Raw genomic sequence first — 15,635 nt, 5'->3', positions numbered from 1 at the left:
TCGAGCTGAGTCCTGTCATTCCTGCGTTCGTCAAGGGGAACTCCTTCCCCGCCCTCTACGACACTATTCGGGACGATCCCGGTGCCTTATCCAAGGTTGACAGAGAGGGCGAGAGTTCATGAAGCACCTGGTGACGTCTGTTGGGCGTGTCGTCGGCGCTGTAAGCGAGTGTTCCGCGCGGCGCAGGCCAAAATTTAGCACGAAGTGCACCTCGGCAGTAGTCTAGAAAAACAGAGTGTTGTTGATCAAAGATTGAGGTATGTAGCGTGGAAGTACACGATTTTATTCATCTCGTCGAGGAAACGCTGGAAGTTGACGCCGGTACGGTTTTGCTCACGGACAGATTGGCCGACATTGACTGGGATTCACTGGCAAACATTAGTTTCATTGCGGCCCTCGACATGAGCCACAACGCGGTAGTTGATGCGGACGCCCTCGGTCGCTGTGAAACTGTGCAGGATCTGTTTGCTCTCGCCGGGTCAGCGATCAAGGGCGAGTAGCTATTCCTGATTTTCTGAAGCTTGGTGGCAAGACCCTGCTGGTTACAGGTGCATCCAGCGGGATTGGCCGTGCGGTGGCGATCGAAGCAAGTAGATACGGTGCGCGTGTAGCGCTCGTGGCCAGAAACGAATCTCAACTTGAGGAAACTCATGCACAGATGTCGGGTGATGGGCACGTTAAGTTTTCGTTCGACCTGAGCAATTTGGATGGGATTGCGGACGTCGTGCGCAGCGCTGCCGTGGAGCTTGGGGGGCTTGACGGAGTCGTTCACGCCGCGGGGATGCATAAGACGGCTCCACTACGCGTCGTTCAGTCGTCGGATTACCATGAACTATTTGATCTCAACGTTGGTTCTGCCGTTATGGTGGCCAAGGCATTCCGGCACAAGCAGGTGCGGCGAGCGAATGGGTCTTTAATCCTCCTGTCTTCTGCAGTCGGAGTCGTGGGCCAACCGGGAGTGAGTTTATACGCCGCGAGCAAAGGTGCCATTTTGGCTTTGACGAAGTCGCTTGCCCTTGAGCTGGCCCGTGAGGGTATTCGGGTCAACTGTGTAAGTCCAGGAGTCGTCCAAACTGCCATGACGATGTCTTTGGCGGAAGCGATCGGAAGCCAAAACTTCGAGGAAGTTCGGGCGGCACATCCGCTCGGTCTGGGACTTCCAGAAGACGTCGCCGCTGCTGTGCTCTATTTACTCTCCCCGGCATCGAAGTGGGTCACAGGCGCATCGTTAGCCGTCGATGGAGGATATACCGCGCAATGAGCAGAATTGTTATCGTCGGCGCCGGGGGTTTTGGGCGAGAGATTTTCGCCTGGCTGCGGTCGTCGCCTAAATTTCTTGAGCGTGAAAAAATTGACAGCATCGTGTACATCGATGATCGAGACCATGTCAGCGGGCTGCCCGCACCGTGTATCGGCACGATTGAGGAATATGTGCCGTCCGGGAATGACAAATTGATCTGCGCTATTGGTTCACCGGAGGCACGGCAGCAGGTAGTCGAGAAGATTGAAGCACGTTCGGGAGTGTTCGTTCAGTTCCTTCACGATCTCGCTCTTGTAGGGATTAACGTAGTTGCAGACGCTGGCCTGGTGGTGTGTCCCAACGTCGTCATATCTTCAGATATCAGAATAGGACGCCACGTGCACATTAATTCAAATTGCACCATTGGCCATGACGTGGTGATCAGTGATTTTGCTACCCTCAGCTCCTCGTGCAATTTGACGGGCGCCGTGGAAGTTGGAGAGAGCGCTTTTCTCGGTACGGCTGTAACCGTCATACCGGGAAAGACGATTGGGGCGGGGGCCCTTGTCGGCGCGGGGAGTGTTGTCCTCCGTGATGTTCCTCCAGGGGTCACGAGTTTTGGGAATCCGAGCAAGTCTTATGGATTGAGGAATGTATGAACTCTCACCTGAATGGCATTGACTATTTTCTTCCGTCAGCGGTGTTGACGAATGCTGAAATAGATGCTGAATTTCCTGATTGGAAGATAGACAAGGTCGCCGCGAAAACGGGAATATTGGAGCGGCGCATTGCGGACAGTGAAGAATTCACGTCGACCCTTGCCGTCAATGCCGCACGGCGTTTATTCGCCTCAAAGGCGATCCACCCAGACGTTATTGAATACCTGATCGTTTGCACCCAAACTCCTGATTATTTTCTGCCCACGACGGCGTGCCTCGTTCAAGATGAGCTGGGCCTACGCACGGAAATCGGTGCCGTCGATGTCAATTTGGGGTGTTCTGGGTATATCTACTCGCTAGGATTAGCTAAGGGGCTCATTGAATCAGGGCAAGTCGCGAACGTACTTGTCATCACCGCTGAGACGCACAGCAAGCTAGCGAACCCCTCGGACAAGAGCACTCGTCCTATCTTCGGGGATGCGGCCACTGCGACCCTAGTGACTGGGGGTGCAGGTTCGTCACAGCTATCCGGATTCACCTACGGCACTGACGGTCGCGGGGGCCCGAGTTTGGTCATACCCAACGGGGGCTTGAGGCCAGGCGCGTCGTACTCTCCACGGTCTCCGGTGTCCGTTCGTGGTTTAGAAACTAACGGCTATGACATGTACATGGACGGCATGGAGATATTTAACTTCACTCTTCGAGTCGTGCCTGACTGCGTGGCGCAAGTCCTTGACCGAACCGGTTTGGCTCTAGAAGAAATCGACTATTTCGTCTTTCATCAGGCCAATGGATATCTGATCGAGCACCTCCGAAAGAAGTTGGGCATCGATAAGTCGAAGTTCGCAATAGAAATCGCTGACGTCGGGAACACTGGCTCGTCGACCATACCCATTGCGCTTGCTCGAGCAAGCGCAGGAGAGAAAATCAGAAAGGGCAGCAAGATCATGATTTTAGGATTCGGCGTTGGCCTGTCTTGGGGAGGTGCTGTCATTGAGTGGAGCTAGTGTTCCTTTGAAGGCGCGAATAGCCGCAGTGAGCTACTTTCTTCCGGAACAGAAGCTGACGAATGATGTCTTAGCTGCAGAGTTTCCCGAATGGACCGTAGAGAAGATCGCGTCTAAAACGGGTATTCGTTCACGAGGCATTGCAGGTGAGAACGAGTTTGCGTCCGACTTGGCAACGCAGGCTGCGGAGAAGCTCTTCGTGGAACATAGGATAGATCGTAGCGTCGTCGACTACATCGTCTTGTGCACACAAAGCCCGGACTTTTTTATGCCGGCGACGGCGTGCATTGTGCAGGGAAATCTGGGCTTGTCGACCCGTGTCGGGGCAACAGATATAAGTCTTGGTTGTTCCGGTTATATCTATGCACTGGGTCTTGCCAAGGGGCTGATTGAATCTGGCCAAGTTGAAAATGTTCTGGTCCTCACCGCTGATACCTACAGCAAGTTCATTAATGACAAGGATAAGTCGGTTCGGACGATCTTTGGAGACGGTGCTTCTGCGACTTTGGTTACTCACGGTGCGCCAGCGGAAGGTCTATATGCTTTCGCTTACGGTACCGACGGGTCGGGCGGGAAGAACCTTATCGTGCCTGGAGGCGGACTTCGGCCCGGTGAGGCGGTTGCACCAAAGGCGTTGCCCGAATCGCGAGGTCTGGTTTCCAACGGGTTAGACCTATTTATGGACGGACCCGAGATCTTTAATTTCACGTTACGTGTCGTTCCTAACGCGGTACAGGCTGTTCTGGGTAAGGCGTCTAAGTCGTTGGCAGACGTAGACCTATTTGTTTTCCACCAAGCCAATCAGTACATGCTCGAGCATTTGCGCAAAAAGCTTGGGGTGGATGAGGAGAGGTTCTATGTCTCCCTGGAAAATTCTGGAAACACAGTCTCATCAACCATTCCGATTGCCTTGAGAGAGGCAGAGGAGGCGGGCGCACTGAAGCCAGGAATGACCGTAATGCTGTTGGGATTCGGCGTCGGTTATTCTTGGGGCGGGATGATCGTTCGTTGGTAGACGTAGCTTAAATTAAGCTTCTTGGGTTTTTTCTTCTTTTCCGTCGTCGGTTTCTGAACTCCGACCGGCCATGCGTGGAATCAACGAGGTGTACCCAGCTGCGGCTACGGGGATGAGCAAGAACGTCGACTGGATGCGTAACCGCTCCATCGTGCCATAGTTGCCGCTTCCCACGATGAGGGCGGCAAGAAGGGCAGCTGCTGGAAGGAGGAGTATCACTACGCGCCGGTCCTTCAGAACTAAACAGCCTCGTATGGTGAGACCGAGAATTACGAGCCAGACGAGCCCGTCGAGTGCGAACGGGACGGGCATGGAGGGCCATTCCCATGGATACGGGCCGAACATTACGCGGGGGAATGCTACGAGAAATGCTTCCCAGGCCGAGCTCAGCCCATGGACTTCCACGGTAGGCCAACTCGTTGCGGCCGCGCGGCTTAGAGCAGTGCGAGATGTATTGAATGTCTCGATGGTGATGCCGCCGATGATGTCATTTAGACGGGCTCCTAACGGGCTTGTTACGACAATAAGAGCGCAGGCTAGCGCCCCAAGAAGAAAGGACAGGTAGCGCCGTCGAACGTACGCGATAGCGATAAACCCGGCAGCTGCTACGGCGATTGCAGCGGTGCCCCGCACGAGCAAGAGACCGGACAGGGCGGCTAGAACGAGGGCAATGTCCAGTAACCTCACCCTTCCGCTGGCGAGGCCCGCGAATGCGAGGGCGCACAAACCGATGAGGAGCCAGCTTACTGACTCACGAAGAAGGAGTGAGCTCCAAAAAATTCCGGAAGGGAATGCGGCGGTGATCCATGCAGTGACGCTCACGGGGAGGCTGAGCTTCGCCGCTATTCTTCCGGCGATGCAGACAGTGAGGGCAGCAAAAGTGGCATTCAAGACGAGGCCGAGTTCTGGGACGTGGCCGAGCCGTGAGTAGACGGCTGCCAGAAGCAAGACCCACCCCTCCTTGCCGGCGGTCACACTGACCTCGGGTCCCCCTAATGCGAGCGATGAGGCTGCTCTGTCGTAGTATTCTGCGTCTGGTGCGCCCAGTCCAACTGTGTGGTAGATCGAGAGTGCGGCGAGTATGTGTATGCCGAAAGAGAAGACCGTTGGAGCAAGCGTTCTGGAAAAGTGTCCGGCCAGGGTGACAGTTCCAAGCCCGACGACGATAAAAGTGGCAATTGCCAGCGTGGCTATAAAAGTCACTTAGCCCGCCGAACTTGCGAGGGGGGGGAGGTCCTTACCGCTAGGGCACTATAGTAATCGGCCAATCGGTCCCAGACAAGGGTTCGATCGAAGCTCGAAACGACGTGAGCTCTGGCCGCCCGGCCCATATCGGATCGTAACTCAGGGTGGAGTAATAATTGCTCCAGCTGGGTCGCGAGCGATTTGGGATCACCAGCAACGGCAACGAGGCCAGTTTGGCTGTGGATAACGGAATCCACTGCGCCGGTCGCATCTGTGGTCACTGTGGCCAAGCCAGAGGCGCCGGCTTCGAGAACGACGTTTGGGAAGCCCTCCCGATGAGTGGGCAAGCACAGCAGATCCATTAAATGATAGTAAGCCCTTGGGTCTGGGACGTACCCGGTCTTGATGACCGGCCGGCCAGCGGAGCTTAGTCTCGACAGAATATCTTGCTGCTGGCCTTCATCCACCTCGCCGACGATAAGGATTTGATGGTCGACCTTGTGCTTCTCAAGAATCGACCGGGCTTCTGCGAGGTCTGCCAAACCTTTGTCGAGTGTCAATCGACCAACGAAGCCGACGACTGGTATGTTTTTCAAAAGTCCAATTTGTGTTGCCAGATCGGCCAAGTGCTTTTTTGAGAAGTTCTCGGCTGTGAAACCGGCCAAGTCGACGCCATTTGAACTTCCGTGACCGAGGACTTTGATTTTTTCGGGCGCCACGAGACCGAGGGAAATGACACGCTGTTGCAAGCTCGGGCTAACGGAAAGGACTTCCGTCGCCATCATCAACGAGAGTCTCTCAAGCTTCGTGAGGATCCAGCGCTGGAATCCATGAGCCGTTTCGAGGCGGAGACCTCTCAGCAAATAGATGCGGTTGGGAACTCCGGCCAGCAATCCCGCTGCTCCCCCAAGGAGACCGGCCTTGGGCGTACCTACGGAGATCACGTTCGGTCGAACTTGGCGCAATAAGCGGAACCACGCAAGAAGTGCACGCAGATCTTTCAGCGGCGACGGTTGACGTTCCATGGGAACGGCGTGCGTGAACAGACCGGCTCCGCGTGACATTACATCGAGCATTGGCCCTGGTGTGGAGACTACGTGGACTTCCCAACCCCTGTCGCGCAGGAACTCGGGAAAACCGCGCATAAGTGTCAACGAGACGTCTGATGTGACGCCGAGAAGTATCCTGGGTGGTCGTGTCATGCCTTCTCGGTCGATCCAGCCCGAGATTCTTGGAACCAGACGACAGTTTTGGCGAGACCGGATCGGAGCGTGACCGGTACCACTTTCGGGAAGAGCGCTCGTACGCGGATGCCATCAGACTGCGAAGCTCTTACGTCGCCGACGCGTGTGGCCTGATGCTTTGTCTCGACAGGGTGACCAAGTTCTTCTTCGATCCGAGAAATCAAGTCCATAAGAGTGGTGTTGGTGTTGAATGCGAGATTGACCGGGTCGTTCGAGTGAATCCCCTCAGCAATTGCTGTGGCAATGATATCGCACACCGTGCCGACGAAGGTGAAGTCGCGGGACTGGAGCCCGTCACCATGCACGACCAAAGTCTCGCCTGAGAGGGCCGCATCGAGGAACTGAGGAATTACAGCTGCATACGAGTGTCCTGCGGCCTGTCCGGGGCCGTATACATTGAAAAATCGAAACGCGAGGTTCTTCATTCCATAGGAAAAGTTATAGGCGAGCGGGTACCCTTCAGTTGCCTGTTTACTCACCGCGTAGGGACTCATCGGTCGGGTCCAGTCGAACTCAGACTTCGGAAGTGCGGGATTGCTGCCGTAGACGGAGCTGGACGAAGCGACGATTACTTGTTCGATGCCTTCCGTTCGTGCCGCTTCCAGAACGTTCAGAGTACCTGTTGAATTGGCATCGTGAGTGGGGCGGGGCGCGGCGACGGATCGGGGCACGCTGGGGATCGCGGCAAGGTGCACCACAGAGTCGACTCCGGCGACTGCGGCGGCAAGAAATTCAAGGTCCAAAATGCTGCCCTCGAAGAATTCAGCATCGATACCGGCTAGATTCTCACGGTATCCGGTGCTGAGGTCGTCGATTATATGCACATCCCAGCCGGGGTATTGCGCGTTGATGTGGCGGGCGAGATTCGATCCGATGAAGCCGGCGCCGCCGGTGATGAGAACCTTCATTTTACTACCTATTTCTAATCTGATGCGGGAAAGCGCTCGCGGTCTTGGTCTAAGGCTCCGGTATGCCCTGATTGACCTGACTGGAACTCTGGCATGGTTGCGTTATCCGCTGCACTGATGCCGTCACGTTTGACCACGGCGCGAACAGTTTTGAACAGTATGAAGACATCCATGGCCAGGGACCTGTGATCTACGTAGTAGACATCCAAAGCGAACTTCTCCGCCCAGCTCAAAGCATTACGTCCCATGACCTGCGCTAGACCCGTAACGCCAGGGCGTACGTCGTGTCGTCTGGCCTGTTCTGCGGTGTATCGGTCCAAGTAGGCGACCAGCAGCGGGCGGGGACCGACAAGGCTCATGTCGCCGACGACGACATTGATCAGTGTGGGGAGTTCGTCGAGGCTTGTAGCGCGGAGGGCCATTCCGAATGGAGTTAACCGCTCGGCGTCTGTGCGCAGATCCTCGGCAGAGTCGACATTCTTCATTGTGCGGAACTTGTAGAGGGTGAATATTCTGCCGCTGAGCCCCGGCCGGGGCTGGGCGAACAAGACCGGACGCCCGAGTTTCACTGCAACCAGAGTGGCGATCACGATTTGTACAGGGAACGAGATGACTAGAGCGATGGTGGCGAATAGAACGTCTCCGCCGCGTTTTGCAAAGTCATATCCAGCAGAGTCGCGGTTCATTTCGTGCTCAAGAATGCTCGAATGCCAGTTGTGACTCTACTCAGATCCGCATCAGTGAGCACAGATCCGCTTGGAAGGGTGATCCCTGTTTCGAACAATCGTTCCGATGCACCATTCACGAGCGCCCGAGCCTGAGCAAAGACTGGTTGGAGGTGCATGGGTTTCCACAGCGGACGACTTTCGATGTTCTGCTCTGCCAGTGCGGTGGAGAGCTCATGCGCGGGCCAGCCGGTGACGTTCGGGTCGACGGTTATGGACGTCAACCAGAAGTTATCCCCCGAATCATTGTCGCCCCCGAATATTTCAACTCCGGCGACCGGCGTGAAGAGCTTCCGATACAAATCTCGAACGTGCCTGCGACGCGCAATCATTTCTGGCAGGCGTTCCAGCTGGGCACGGCCAAGGGCAGCCAAGATATTGCTGAGGCGGTAGTTGTAGCCGATTTCCGTATGTTCGTAGTGCGCGACCGGCTGCCGAGCTTGGGTGGCTAAATACCGCACCCGCGCGGCGGTCTGGGCGTCGTCGGTAAGGAACATCCCTCCACCTGACGTCGTCATAATCTTGTTCCCGTTGAAGGAGATCGCTGCCGCTGCTCCAAAAGATCCTGCGGGGTGGCCCGCCAGGCTTGCTCCAAGAGATTCCGCTGCATCGGAGATGATGGGCACGTCAAAGTGATCGGTGAGTGCACGGATCGCGGTGTAGTCGGCGACTTTTCCGAGGAGATCCACGGGGAGAACGGCCGCAGGGCGTTCTCCCCGTGCGTAGAGACCAGACAATGCCTCGTCCAGCAGCGCCGGGTCGATGTTTCCGGTGGAGGCGATTGAATCGATGAAGTACGGCTCAGCGCCCACATATCGAATCGCGTTGGCAGTGGCCGCGAATGTCATCGTTGAGGTCACAACTATGTCGCCGGGTTTCACCCCATGAGCCAGCAGAGCAAGGTGAAGCGCCGCAGTTCCGGAACTCAACGCAACTGCATGGGAACGTTGTGTGAACTCCGCTATCGAACTCTCAAAGGCATCGACATCTGGGCCGAGGGGTGCGATCCAACCGGAGCGAATCGCATTCGTGACGTATGTTTCCTCAAGAATCCCGACGTCGGGTGCGGACATAAAGATACGTTTGGTCATAGTGTTCAATGCTCCGACACGCTTTGGTAGGGAGAATTGACCCCGGCACGGCGATCCCATTCAGGCTTATCCAATTTGCTGGGCTCAAGGGCAGCCACTAGTGCATGAGAGATCTTCGGATGCAGCGGGCGCGAATCGGATTCGCTATCCCCGAGAAGTTCTTCGTGGAGCTTCTCTCCTTGGCGGAGGCCGGTATAGACGATCTCGATGTTCTTGCCCGACATGGCGATCATGCGCTCTGCAATATCCAAAATACGCACGGGAACACCCATATCAAGAATCAGGACCTCACCCGGCCGTCCTATGCCGCCAGCCTGAACGACAAGCTGGCAGGCTTCGGGGATGGTCATGAAGAATCTGGTGACATCGGGATGCGTAATTGTGAGGGGGCCACCGGACTCGATGAGCGCCGTGAATGTCGGAAGCATCGAGCCTCTGCTTCCTATGACGTTGCCAAAACGTACGGAGAGGTAGGTTTTGCCAGTCTCCTGAGCCGCCCACGAAGTCAACTTCTCGGCGACTCGTTTTGAGTGACCGAGGATACTCGTAGGGTTGGCAGCTTTGTCAGTTGAGATGTTGATGAACGTTCCGACGCCGACAGCGCGTGCAGCCTGCAGAACGTTCAGCGTACCAATCACGTTTGTTTTCCACGCTTCGTCGGGGTACTGCTCCAGCATCGGCAGGTGTTTGAGTGCGGCCGCGTGGAAAACGACCTCAGGTTGACGTTCGTTGAATATCTTTAAGATTGCCTCAGGGTCTCTGATGTCCGCGAGAATAACGTCTCTGGTATCAAGGAGCCCATTTCCATCAATTGCGAGTTGGGTGGACTGAAGGCCGGATTCGTCTCGGTCGAGCATCATGAGTTCGGCCGGAGCAAATTTCGCGATTTGTTTGCACAGAACTGAGCCGATCGACCCACCGGCACCGGTAACCAAGATCTTCTTACCGGTCAGATAATCGGCGATCGATTCAATTTCCGTGTCAACTGGGTTGCGCCCGATGAGGTCCTCAATTGACACGTCTTTGAGGTCTCCGAGCCCAAATCCGGTCTCCAGCAGTTCGTCCATAAGCGGAAGCACAAGCACACGGAGTTCGGCCTCACTCGCGGCGTCGGTGACACTCCGAATGAGTGCTGCATTGGCTCGTGCGATACACACGATGAGCACCGTAGCTTCGGTGCGCGCTGCGACAATCTTAAGATCATTGCCTGTGCCCAATACTTGAATTCCATGTACGGAGAAATTTCGCTTTGTGGGGCTGTCATCAACCAGAGCCACCGGGAGATATTTTGAACGGCGGTCAGTGAGCATTTGCGGAACGAGATGACTGGCTAGGTACCCAGCGCCATAGATGATTGTTCGTTGTGCCGTCTCGTCGGGCTTTGCGTTCTTCTCGGCGCGTAGACGCCGTAGATATCGCGCGGCACCCATGAGTACCAGGACGATTGGCAAGGCAACCAGGACAGCGCTGCGCGGAATCTGCAGGATGATGCCAAAAAGTAGAACTGGCAGTCCGATTATGACTGCGACGATTGAGGCGGTCAATGCGAGCGACTGTACCTCGTGGAACGTTCCGACCTTGAATCTGCCGCGGTACAGGTGAAGCATGCGGCCCGCTAGCCACTGCAGAACGATCGCGGCTGCGCAGAGGCTGAGGAGAGGCAACCACGAGACGTACTGAAGCGCAAACTCGTACCGGAAGATGGTGGCGAGGATAAGGGCGGCAGCCCAAGAGGCAGAGTCAAAGAAGAATTGTCCACCAAACAAGATCCGCAACGGTGCCAAGCGTTGATGTAACCGTGTTCTCGATTTCTGACTCGTCATTGCTTCGATTCTCTCCACGACCGGTTGTTTTCTTCGAAAGACACATTCATCGGCTAAGCAGCGCCTGTTGCGACAAAGCCAATCGGCAGTTTCCCAAGTTGATCCAGAGTAAGAACAGTCTGAACGAGTTCCTGGCGATGGACGACACCGACCCCGGCTATAAGGAGAACAGCATCAGCTGCAGGCAAAAGAGAAAGCGTGTCTGAACGGGATAGAACGGGTGGAGCGGCAATTACTGTGATGTCAAACTCGGATGTCAACTCTGAGAGCTTTTTCAGAACAGCACCGTGCGACATGAAATCGGAACCATCGTCGGTCTTTGACCCCGATGTTAGAAGGCTCAGAGAACTAGTGCCGACTTGGTGAAGTAGTTCTTTCGAAGACGCTGCTTCCGCCACTAGGTCGACGAGACCCCCGTTATTGTCGAACCCAAAGTGGGTGCCAATGTTGCGATCACAGAGATCTGCGTCGACGAGCAGTACGCGCATCCCAGTCTCAGCAATCGACGATGCAAGGTGGATTGCGACTTCAACGGCATTCTCGCCTTCCTGGGCAGAGGTGATGAGAATGTTTCGCGCACCAGCTACTTTCATTCGCTCCAGCACAACGGCTCTGATGCGGCGAAAAGAGTCGGCCAGCAATGCCTCCGAGGGAGGCTGATGCCGCTGGTTCGCCTTAATGCCGAGGGGAAGACGTGCCACAAGATTGAGGCCGGTCAAATCTTGGGCCTCCCGGGGGGTCCGGAGATGGCGATCCAAGAAATATCTTACGAAGGCGAGGCCCAACCCGAGTGCGAGACCGAGCGTGAGCCCTAAGGCGACTGCGGTGGTGGCTGATTCAGTGAGCTTTTGCGTGCCAAGAGCAGGATCTGAAATGAACAGCTCGACGTAGGAACTGTCTCCGCTGACGCTGTCGATTGCTGCGCTTCGATAATCCATGATCGCGGCTGAAACAGCGTTTGTGAGCGCCGCGGATTGCGCCTCAATCGGCCAGTCAATGCTGACCGTGAGTTGAGGATTTCCCGTTCGGGCTGCAGCAGTAATTGCGGCCGCTAATGCTCGTGCGTCTACTTCGAAGTCAACGCTTGCTGCTGTTTGACGCACGACTGGATCTGACGCTGCGAGATCCGCGTAGATAACCGCGCGCTGCACGGCGTACGCCGTTCCTCTCACGGGGTCGCAGCCAGCGCCGTCTTCGAACGTTACACAGGCAGCGACTGACAGAGTTGCGGTTGACCGGAAGACCGGTGACTGCAGCGAGTTCAGACCTAAAGCGAGCGCACCCACCGAAAGGCAAAGGATGAGGATGAGGGCCCAGCTGGTCCGTAGAAGTCTTAGATAGTCGCTTAGTCGCATCATCGGTTCCGTCATGAGTTCAGTTCAGGCTCGGCTGGCATAGACCCTCATTCTACAGAAAACGCGGGGCGCTAGAGCACCTTTGAACGCACCCGTAGTGTGAATTGGTAGACTGCGGGCTGCACTAGTTCCCCTCAGAGAGGCCCGCATGACCAAGCTCCGACCGGGTGTCGTTTCCGTTGTACTCGTGAATTACCGAGGCACCGACGACACGATCGAGGCGCTTGAGCACCTCAAGAAATTGAATTGGTCGCAGGACCAGCTCGAAATCATCATCGTCGAGAACGCGTCGGGTGACGACAGCGAGGCTCGTTTGCGAGCCGCTGCGCCGCACGTCAAATTGGTTGTCTCGAAGGAGAACCTCGGGTTTGCCGGCGGCTGCAACCTGGGCGTGGCAGCGAGCTCCGGGCAGTACCTGGCGTTTCTGAACAACGACGCCAAGCCGGATGCGCAGTGGATCGCCGCGGCCGTGGCGACCTTCGAAAAATCCCCTCGTATTGGCGCGGTTGCCAGCAAGGTTGTCGACTGGGATGGCCTTCTGGTGGACTACATCGGGTCGGCCATGACCTGGTTCGGCATGGGCTACAAGCCCCTCACCGGGCAGCCGCTACCGACAACGCCGGATGTTGAGCAGGACGTGCTGTTCGGCACTGGCTCGGCCATGTTCGTTCGCCGGGATGTCTATGACGAGCTCGGCGGCTTCGACGAGCGCTACTTCATGTTCTTTGAAGACGTCGACCTGGGTTGGCGGCTCAACCTCAAGGGATACCGCTATGCGTATGCGCCGGCATCCATCGCCTTCCACAAACACCACGCGTCCATGGGCTCGTACGGTTCGTTCAAGGAGACTTATCTTCTTGAACGCAACGCCCTGTTCACGCAGTACAAAAACCTCGGCGACGAAGCTCTGGCCAAAACGTTCCCCGCCACACTGGCACTGGCCGTGCGCCGCGCCGTGGCGCGCGGAAGCCTCGACTCCACCGAATTCGATCTGCGCAAGGGCGCTGACAACGGGCCAGACACCACGGTGGCCAAAGAGACCGTCGCCGGAATGTACGCGATTGATCAGTTTGTCGAGAACCTCCCGTCTCTGCTGGTGTCGCGCAACGAAATTCAAGCGAGCCGGGTCGTCGCTGACAACCGAATCTGGCCGCTCTTCGTTGAAACGGATGCCCCCTCCTACCCGACCGAGCACTATCTGGAGGGCTACGACAAGATCATTCAGGCCTTCGGAGTGACCGAGGTGCCCGTGCTGAACCGGGTGCTCATTATTACCGGCGACCCGATCGGCGCCAAGATGGCGGGTCCGGCCATTCGTGCCTGGCACATGGCCGAGGCGCTTTCCAAGGACAACGCCGTGACTCTCGTGACTCTGGCGGGAGCCGAGCCGGTCTCTGCCCCATTCGAGATCGTGCACGTGCGACCGGGCGATGACCGGGCCATGCGCAAACTGGAATCGGCCAGTGACGTGATCGTCTTCCAGGGCCTCGCCATGGCGCTGTTTGATTCCCTGCGCAAGAGCGACAAGATTATCGTCGCCGATATTTATGACCCGATGCACCTGGAGCAGTTGGAGCAGGGCCGGGAGCAGGGTACGGAGCAGTGGAAGCGGCAGGTCTCCGACGCCACCGACGTGCTCAATGAGCAACTCGCGCGCGGAGACTTCTTTCTCTGTGCGTCTGAACGTCAGCGCCACTTCTATCTGGGACAGCTCGCAGCGCTGGGTCGCGTTAATCCGGCAAACTACGCCGACGACCCCGACCTCACCGAGCTCATCAACGTCGTGCCGTTCGGCCTCAACCCCGTCTTTCCGCCAGCGACCAGCCCGGTGCTCAAGGGCGTGCTGCCCGGAATCGGCACCGACGACAAACTGCTGCTCTGGAGCGGTGGGCTGTACAACTGGTTTGACCCGAAGACACTGATTTCTGCCGTGGCCGATCTGTCAACGCGCCACGACAACGTTCGACTGTTCTTTCAGGGCACCAAGCACCCGCACCCCGGCGTGCCCGAGATGGGAATCGTCGCCGAGTCCCGCGCCCTGGCCAGTGAGCTCGGCGTGCTGGATCGTGCCGTCTTCTTCAATGCCTCCTGGGTTGACTACGCCGAACGGCACAACTACCTCGGTGAAGCGGATGCCGGCGTCAGCACGCATTTCGCGCACGTCGAGACCACCTTCTCCTTCCGCACCCGAATTCTCGACTACCTGTGGGCCGGGCTGCCGATGGTGGTCACCGAAGGCGATCATTTCGCGGAACTCGTCGCCGCGGAGAAGCTCGGCATCGTCGTTTCCTCTGGCGACGTCGCGGCGCTCACGGATGCCCTGGAAAAGGTGCTCTTCGACGAGACGTTCATCAAGGCCGCACGCAGAAACATCAAGCGGGTTCGCGCTGAGTACGAGTGGCAGACGGTGCTGGAACCGCTGGTCAGTTTTGTTGCTGATCCTCGCCATGCTCCCGACCTGATTGAGAGCGGCGTCGTGGCAGCCGGAAACGGCGTTGTGCGTCGTACCTTCGTGCGCCGGCCGAAACATGGCATTCGGCACGACATCGGTCTCCTCGTGCACTACCTGCGTGCCGGTGGACCGCGCGTGGTCGTCAAGAAAGTTCAGAGCAGACTGCGCCGCCGCAAGTGATCGACATATCCGCGCGCGGAGTCATCATCTTTCGGGAGGGCTCCGGTACAGTCAGGTCGTGGGAAGGAACGCTGCCTCGAGTATGAGATTCTTCAACAGGACCAAAGTGGTGCACGAGCCTTCTTATTCGCAGAATTGGGAGTTAGGGCACGGAACGAGCGTGGTTACAGACGGAGTTTCCGAAACCGTTCTGGCTCGAATTTCTATTACCAGCGGTTCCAATTGTTCGATTGACCTTTCCGGGCTTGCCACCTTGAATACGTCATTGCAAATATTTATGTCCGACGGCTGCCACCTGATCCTTGGCGAAGGGATGATGGTCAACGGTGCACTCCGGCTATTCATGCACGAGCCGTCTTCTATCACCATCGGAAGTCACTGTCTGTTTGGCGGGGGTGATGTGTGGACGTCCGACATGCACTCCATCCTCGACAAGGACACTGGCGAGCGACTGAATCCTGCCGAAAGTATCGTCATTGACGACAGAGTTTGGTTGGGCGCCGAGGTGCTGATCTTGGGAGGGAGTCGCGTTGGACGTGACTCTGTGGTCGCTGCCAGGTCGCTCGTAACGGGCAAGACCTTTCCCGACAACTCCGTTATCGGTGGGCAACCGGCGAAGGTGCTGCGCAGCAATGTCGTCTGGGATATTCGAATCCGATAGCGGAATCGATCGCTTACTGTTGAAACTTGGGTTCACCGCGTCTCCTCGCGGATCTCAGGCTTGATCGAGCAAGGGGAAAATGTGTCATCG

14 protein-coding genes are annotated in these 15,635 nt (G+C 56.8%); 7 read left to right on the top strand and 7 right to left on the bottom strand.

Going from position 1 to position 15,635, the window contains the following annotated elements; genetic code table 11:
- The first annotated feature begins 266 nt into the window (after positions 1-266).
- Genes E3O11_RS16615 through E3O11_RS16595 form a run of 5 tightly spaced genes read left to right on the top strand, consistent with a single transcriptional unit; the run spans position 267 to position 3,921 of the window.
- Entirely contained in the window at positions 267-500 is a 234-nt protein-coding gene (locus E3O11_RS16615; protein ID WP_092452553.1) for a hypothetical protein, read from the top strand.
- A gap of 2 nt (positions 501-502) precedes the next feature.
- Entirely contained in the window at positions 503-1,261 is a 759-nt protein-coding gene (locus tag E3O11_RS16610; protein WP_092452556.1) for an SDR family NAD(P)-dependent oxidoreductase, read from the top strand.
- On the top strand, positions 1,258-1,899 hold the full coding sequence (locus E3O11_RS16605; protein ID WP_092452559.1) for an acetyltransferase: 642 nt from the start codon (positions 1,258-1,260) through the stop codon (positions 1,897-1,899). The genes E3O11_RS16610 and E3O11_RS16605 overlap by 4 nt, the downstream gene beginning before the upstream one ends.
- The gene (locus E3O11_RS16600; RefSeq protein ID WP_092452562.1) at positions 1,896-2,906 is read left to right on the top strand and encodes a 3-oxoacyl-ACP synthase III family protein; all 1,011 of its coding nucleotides are present in this window, start codon (positions 1,896-1,898) and stop codon (positions 2,904-2,906) included. The genes E3O11_RS16605 and E3O11_RS16600 overlap by 4 nt, the downstream gene beginning before the upstream one ends.
- Positions 2,884-3,921: a 3-oxoacyl-ACP synthase III family protein gene (locus E3O11_RS16595; RefSeq protein ID WP_277871293.1), complete on the top strand. Its 1,038-nt coding sequence runs from the start codon at positions 2,884-2,886 to the stop codon at positions 3,919-3,921. Before E3O11_RS16600 ends, E3O11_RS16595 begins: the two co-directional genes overlap by 23 nt.
- A gap of 12 nt (positions 3,922-3,933) precedes the next feature.
- Here E3O11_RS16595 and E3O11_RS16590 read toward each other — a convergent pair whose 3' ends face one another.
- From E3O11_RS16590 to E3O11_RS16560, 7 genes are read right to left on the bottom strand one after another with little or no spacing between them, the layout of a single operon-like run.
- Complete coding sequence (locus E3O11_RS16590) at positions 3,934-5,124, bottom strand: hypothetical protein (RefSeq protein WP_092452568.1); 1,191 nt, start codon at positions 5,122-5,124, stop codon at positions 3,934-3,936.
- Positions 5,121-6,251, bottom strand: a complete 1,131-nt coding sequence (locus E3O11_RS16585) for a glycosyltransferase family 4 protein (RefSeq protein ID WP_170851600.1) — start codon at positions 6,249-6,251, stop codon at positions 5,121-5,123. Before E3O11_RS16585 ends, E3O11_RS16590 begins: the two co-directional genes overlap by 4 nt.
- A 53-nt stretch (positions 6,252-6,304) precedes the next feature.
- Positions 6,305-7,258, bottom strand: a complete 954-nt coding sequence (locus E3O11_RS16580) for an NAD-dependent epimerase/dehydratase family protein (protein WP_092452574.1) — start codon at positions 7,256-7,258, stop codon at positions 6,305-6,307.
- A 14-nt stretch (positions 7,259-7,272) separates the two neighbouring features.
- Positions 7,273-7,944, bottom strand: coding sequence for a sugar transferase (locus tag E3O11_RS16575; protein WP_092452577.1), 672 nt, complete (start codon positions 7,942-7,944; stop codon positions 7,273-7,275).
- Complete coding sequence (locus E3O11_RS16570; RefSeq protein WP_092452580.1) at positions 7,941-9,074, bottom strand: DegT/DnrJ/EryC1/StrS family aminotransferase; 1,134 nt, start codon at positions 9,072-9,074, stop codon at positions 7,941-7,943. Before E3O11_RS16570 ends, E3O11_RS16575 begins: the two co-directional genes overlap by 4 nt.
- Positions 9,075-9,079: 5 nt before the next feature.
- Positions 9,080-10,897 (bottom strand): polysaccharide biosynthesis protein, encoded by a 1,818-nt coding sequence (locus tag E3O11_RS16565; protein ID WP_092452678.1) that lies wholly within the window; start codon positions 10,895-10,897, stop codon positions 9,080-9,082.
- Positions 10,898-10,950: 53 nt separating this feature from the next.
- Positions 10,951-12,048, bottom strand: a complete 1,098-nt coding sequence (locus E3O11_RS16560) for an AAA family ATPase (RefSeq protein ID WP_166787615.1) — start codon at positions 12,046-12,048, stop codon at positions 10,951-10,953.
- A gap of 352 nt (positions 12,049-12,400) precedes the next feature.
- Here E3O11_RS16560 and E3O11_RS16555 point away from each other — a divergent pair, with 352 nt between their 5' ends.
- Complete coding sequence (locus tag E3O11_RS16555) at positions 12,401-14,884, top strand: glycosyltransferase (RefSeq protein ID WP_092452586.1); 2,484 nt, start codon at positions 12,401-12,403, stop codon at positions 14,882-14,884.
- Positions 14,885-14,966: 82 nt separating this feature from the next.
- A complete protein-coding gene (locus tag E3O11_RS16550) occupies positions 14,967-15,545 on the top strand; it encodes an acyltransferase (RefSeq protein ID WP_134495663.1) in 579 nt (192 codons plus the stop codon).
- The last annotated feature ends 90 nt before the right edge of the window (positions 15,546-15,635 follow it).

The sequence above is a fragment of the Cryobacterium levicorallinum genome (assembly GCF_004402405.1).
In the GTDB taxonomy this organism is placed as follows: Bacteria; Actinomycetota; Actinomycetes; order Actinomycetales; family Microbacteriaceae; genus Cryobacterium; species Cryobacterium levicorallinum.
Note: the sequence above shows the minus strand (reverse complement) of the source record. Positions and strands in the feature narration are given on the sequence as shown.

Bases quoted from the DNA above. Each gene is read 5' to 3' on its own strand.
- E3O11_RS16605 (WP_092452559.1), top strand. From the start codon at position 1,258: ATGAGCAGAATTGTTATCGTCGGCGCCGGGGGTTTTGGGCGAGAGATT.
- E3O11_RS16600 (WP_092452562.1), top strand. From the start codon at position 1,896: ATGAACTCTCACCTGAATGGCATTGACTATTTTCTTCCGTCAGCGGTG.
- E3O11_RS16585 (WP_170851600.1), bottom strand. From the start codon at position 6,251: ATGCGCGGTTTTCCCGAGTTCCTGCGCGACAGGGGTTGGGAAGTCCAC.
- E3O11_RS16580 (WP_092452574.1), bottom strand. From the start codon at position 7,258: ATGAAGGTTCTCATCACCGGCGGCGCCGGCTTCATCGGATCGAATCTC.
- E3O11_RS16575 (WP_092452577.1), bottom strand. From the start codon at position 7,944: ATGAACCGCGACTCTGCTGGATATGACTTTGCAAAACGCGGCGGAGAC.
- E3O11_RS16570 (WP_092452580.1), bottom strand. From the start codon at position 9,074: ATGACCAAACGTATCTTTATGTCCGCACCCGACGTCGGGATTCTTGAG.
- E3O11_RS16565 (WP_092452678.1), bottom strand. From the start codon at position 10,897: ATGACGAGTCAGAAATCGAGAACACGGTTACATCAACGCTTGGCACCG.
- E3O11_RS16555 (WP_092452586.1), top strand. From the start codon at position 12,401: ATGACCAAGCTCCGACCGGGTGTCGTTTCCGTTGTACTCGTGAATTAC.
- E3O11_RS16550 (WP_134495663.1), top strand. From the start codon at position 14,967: ATGAGATTCTTCAACAGGACCAAAGTGGTGCACGAGCCTTCTTATTCG.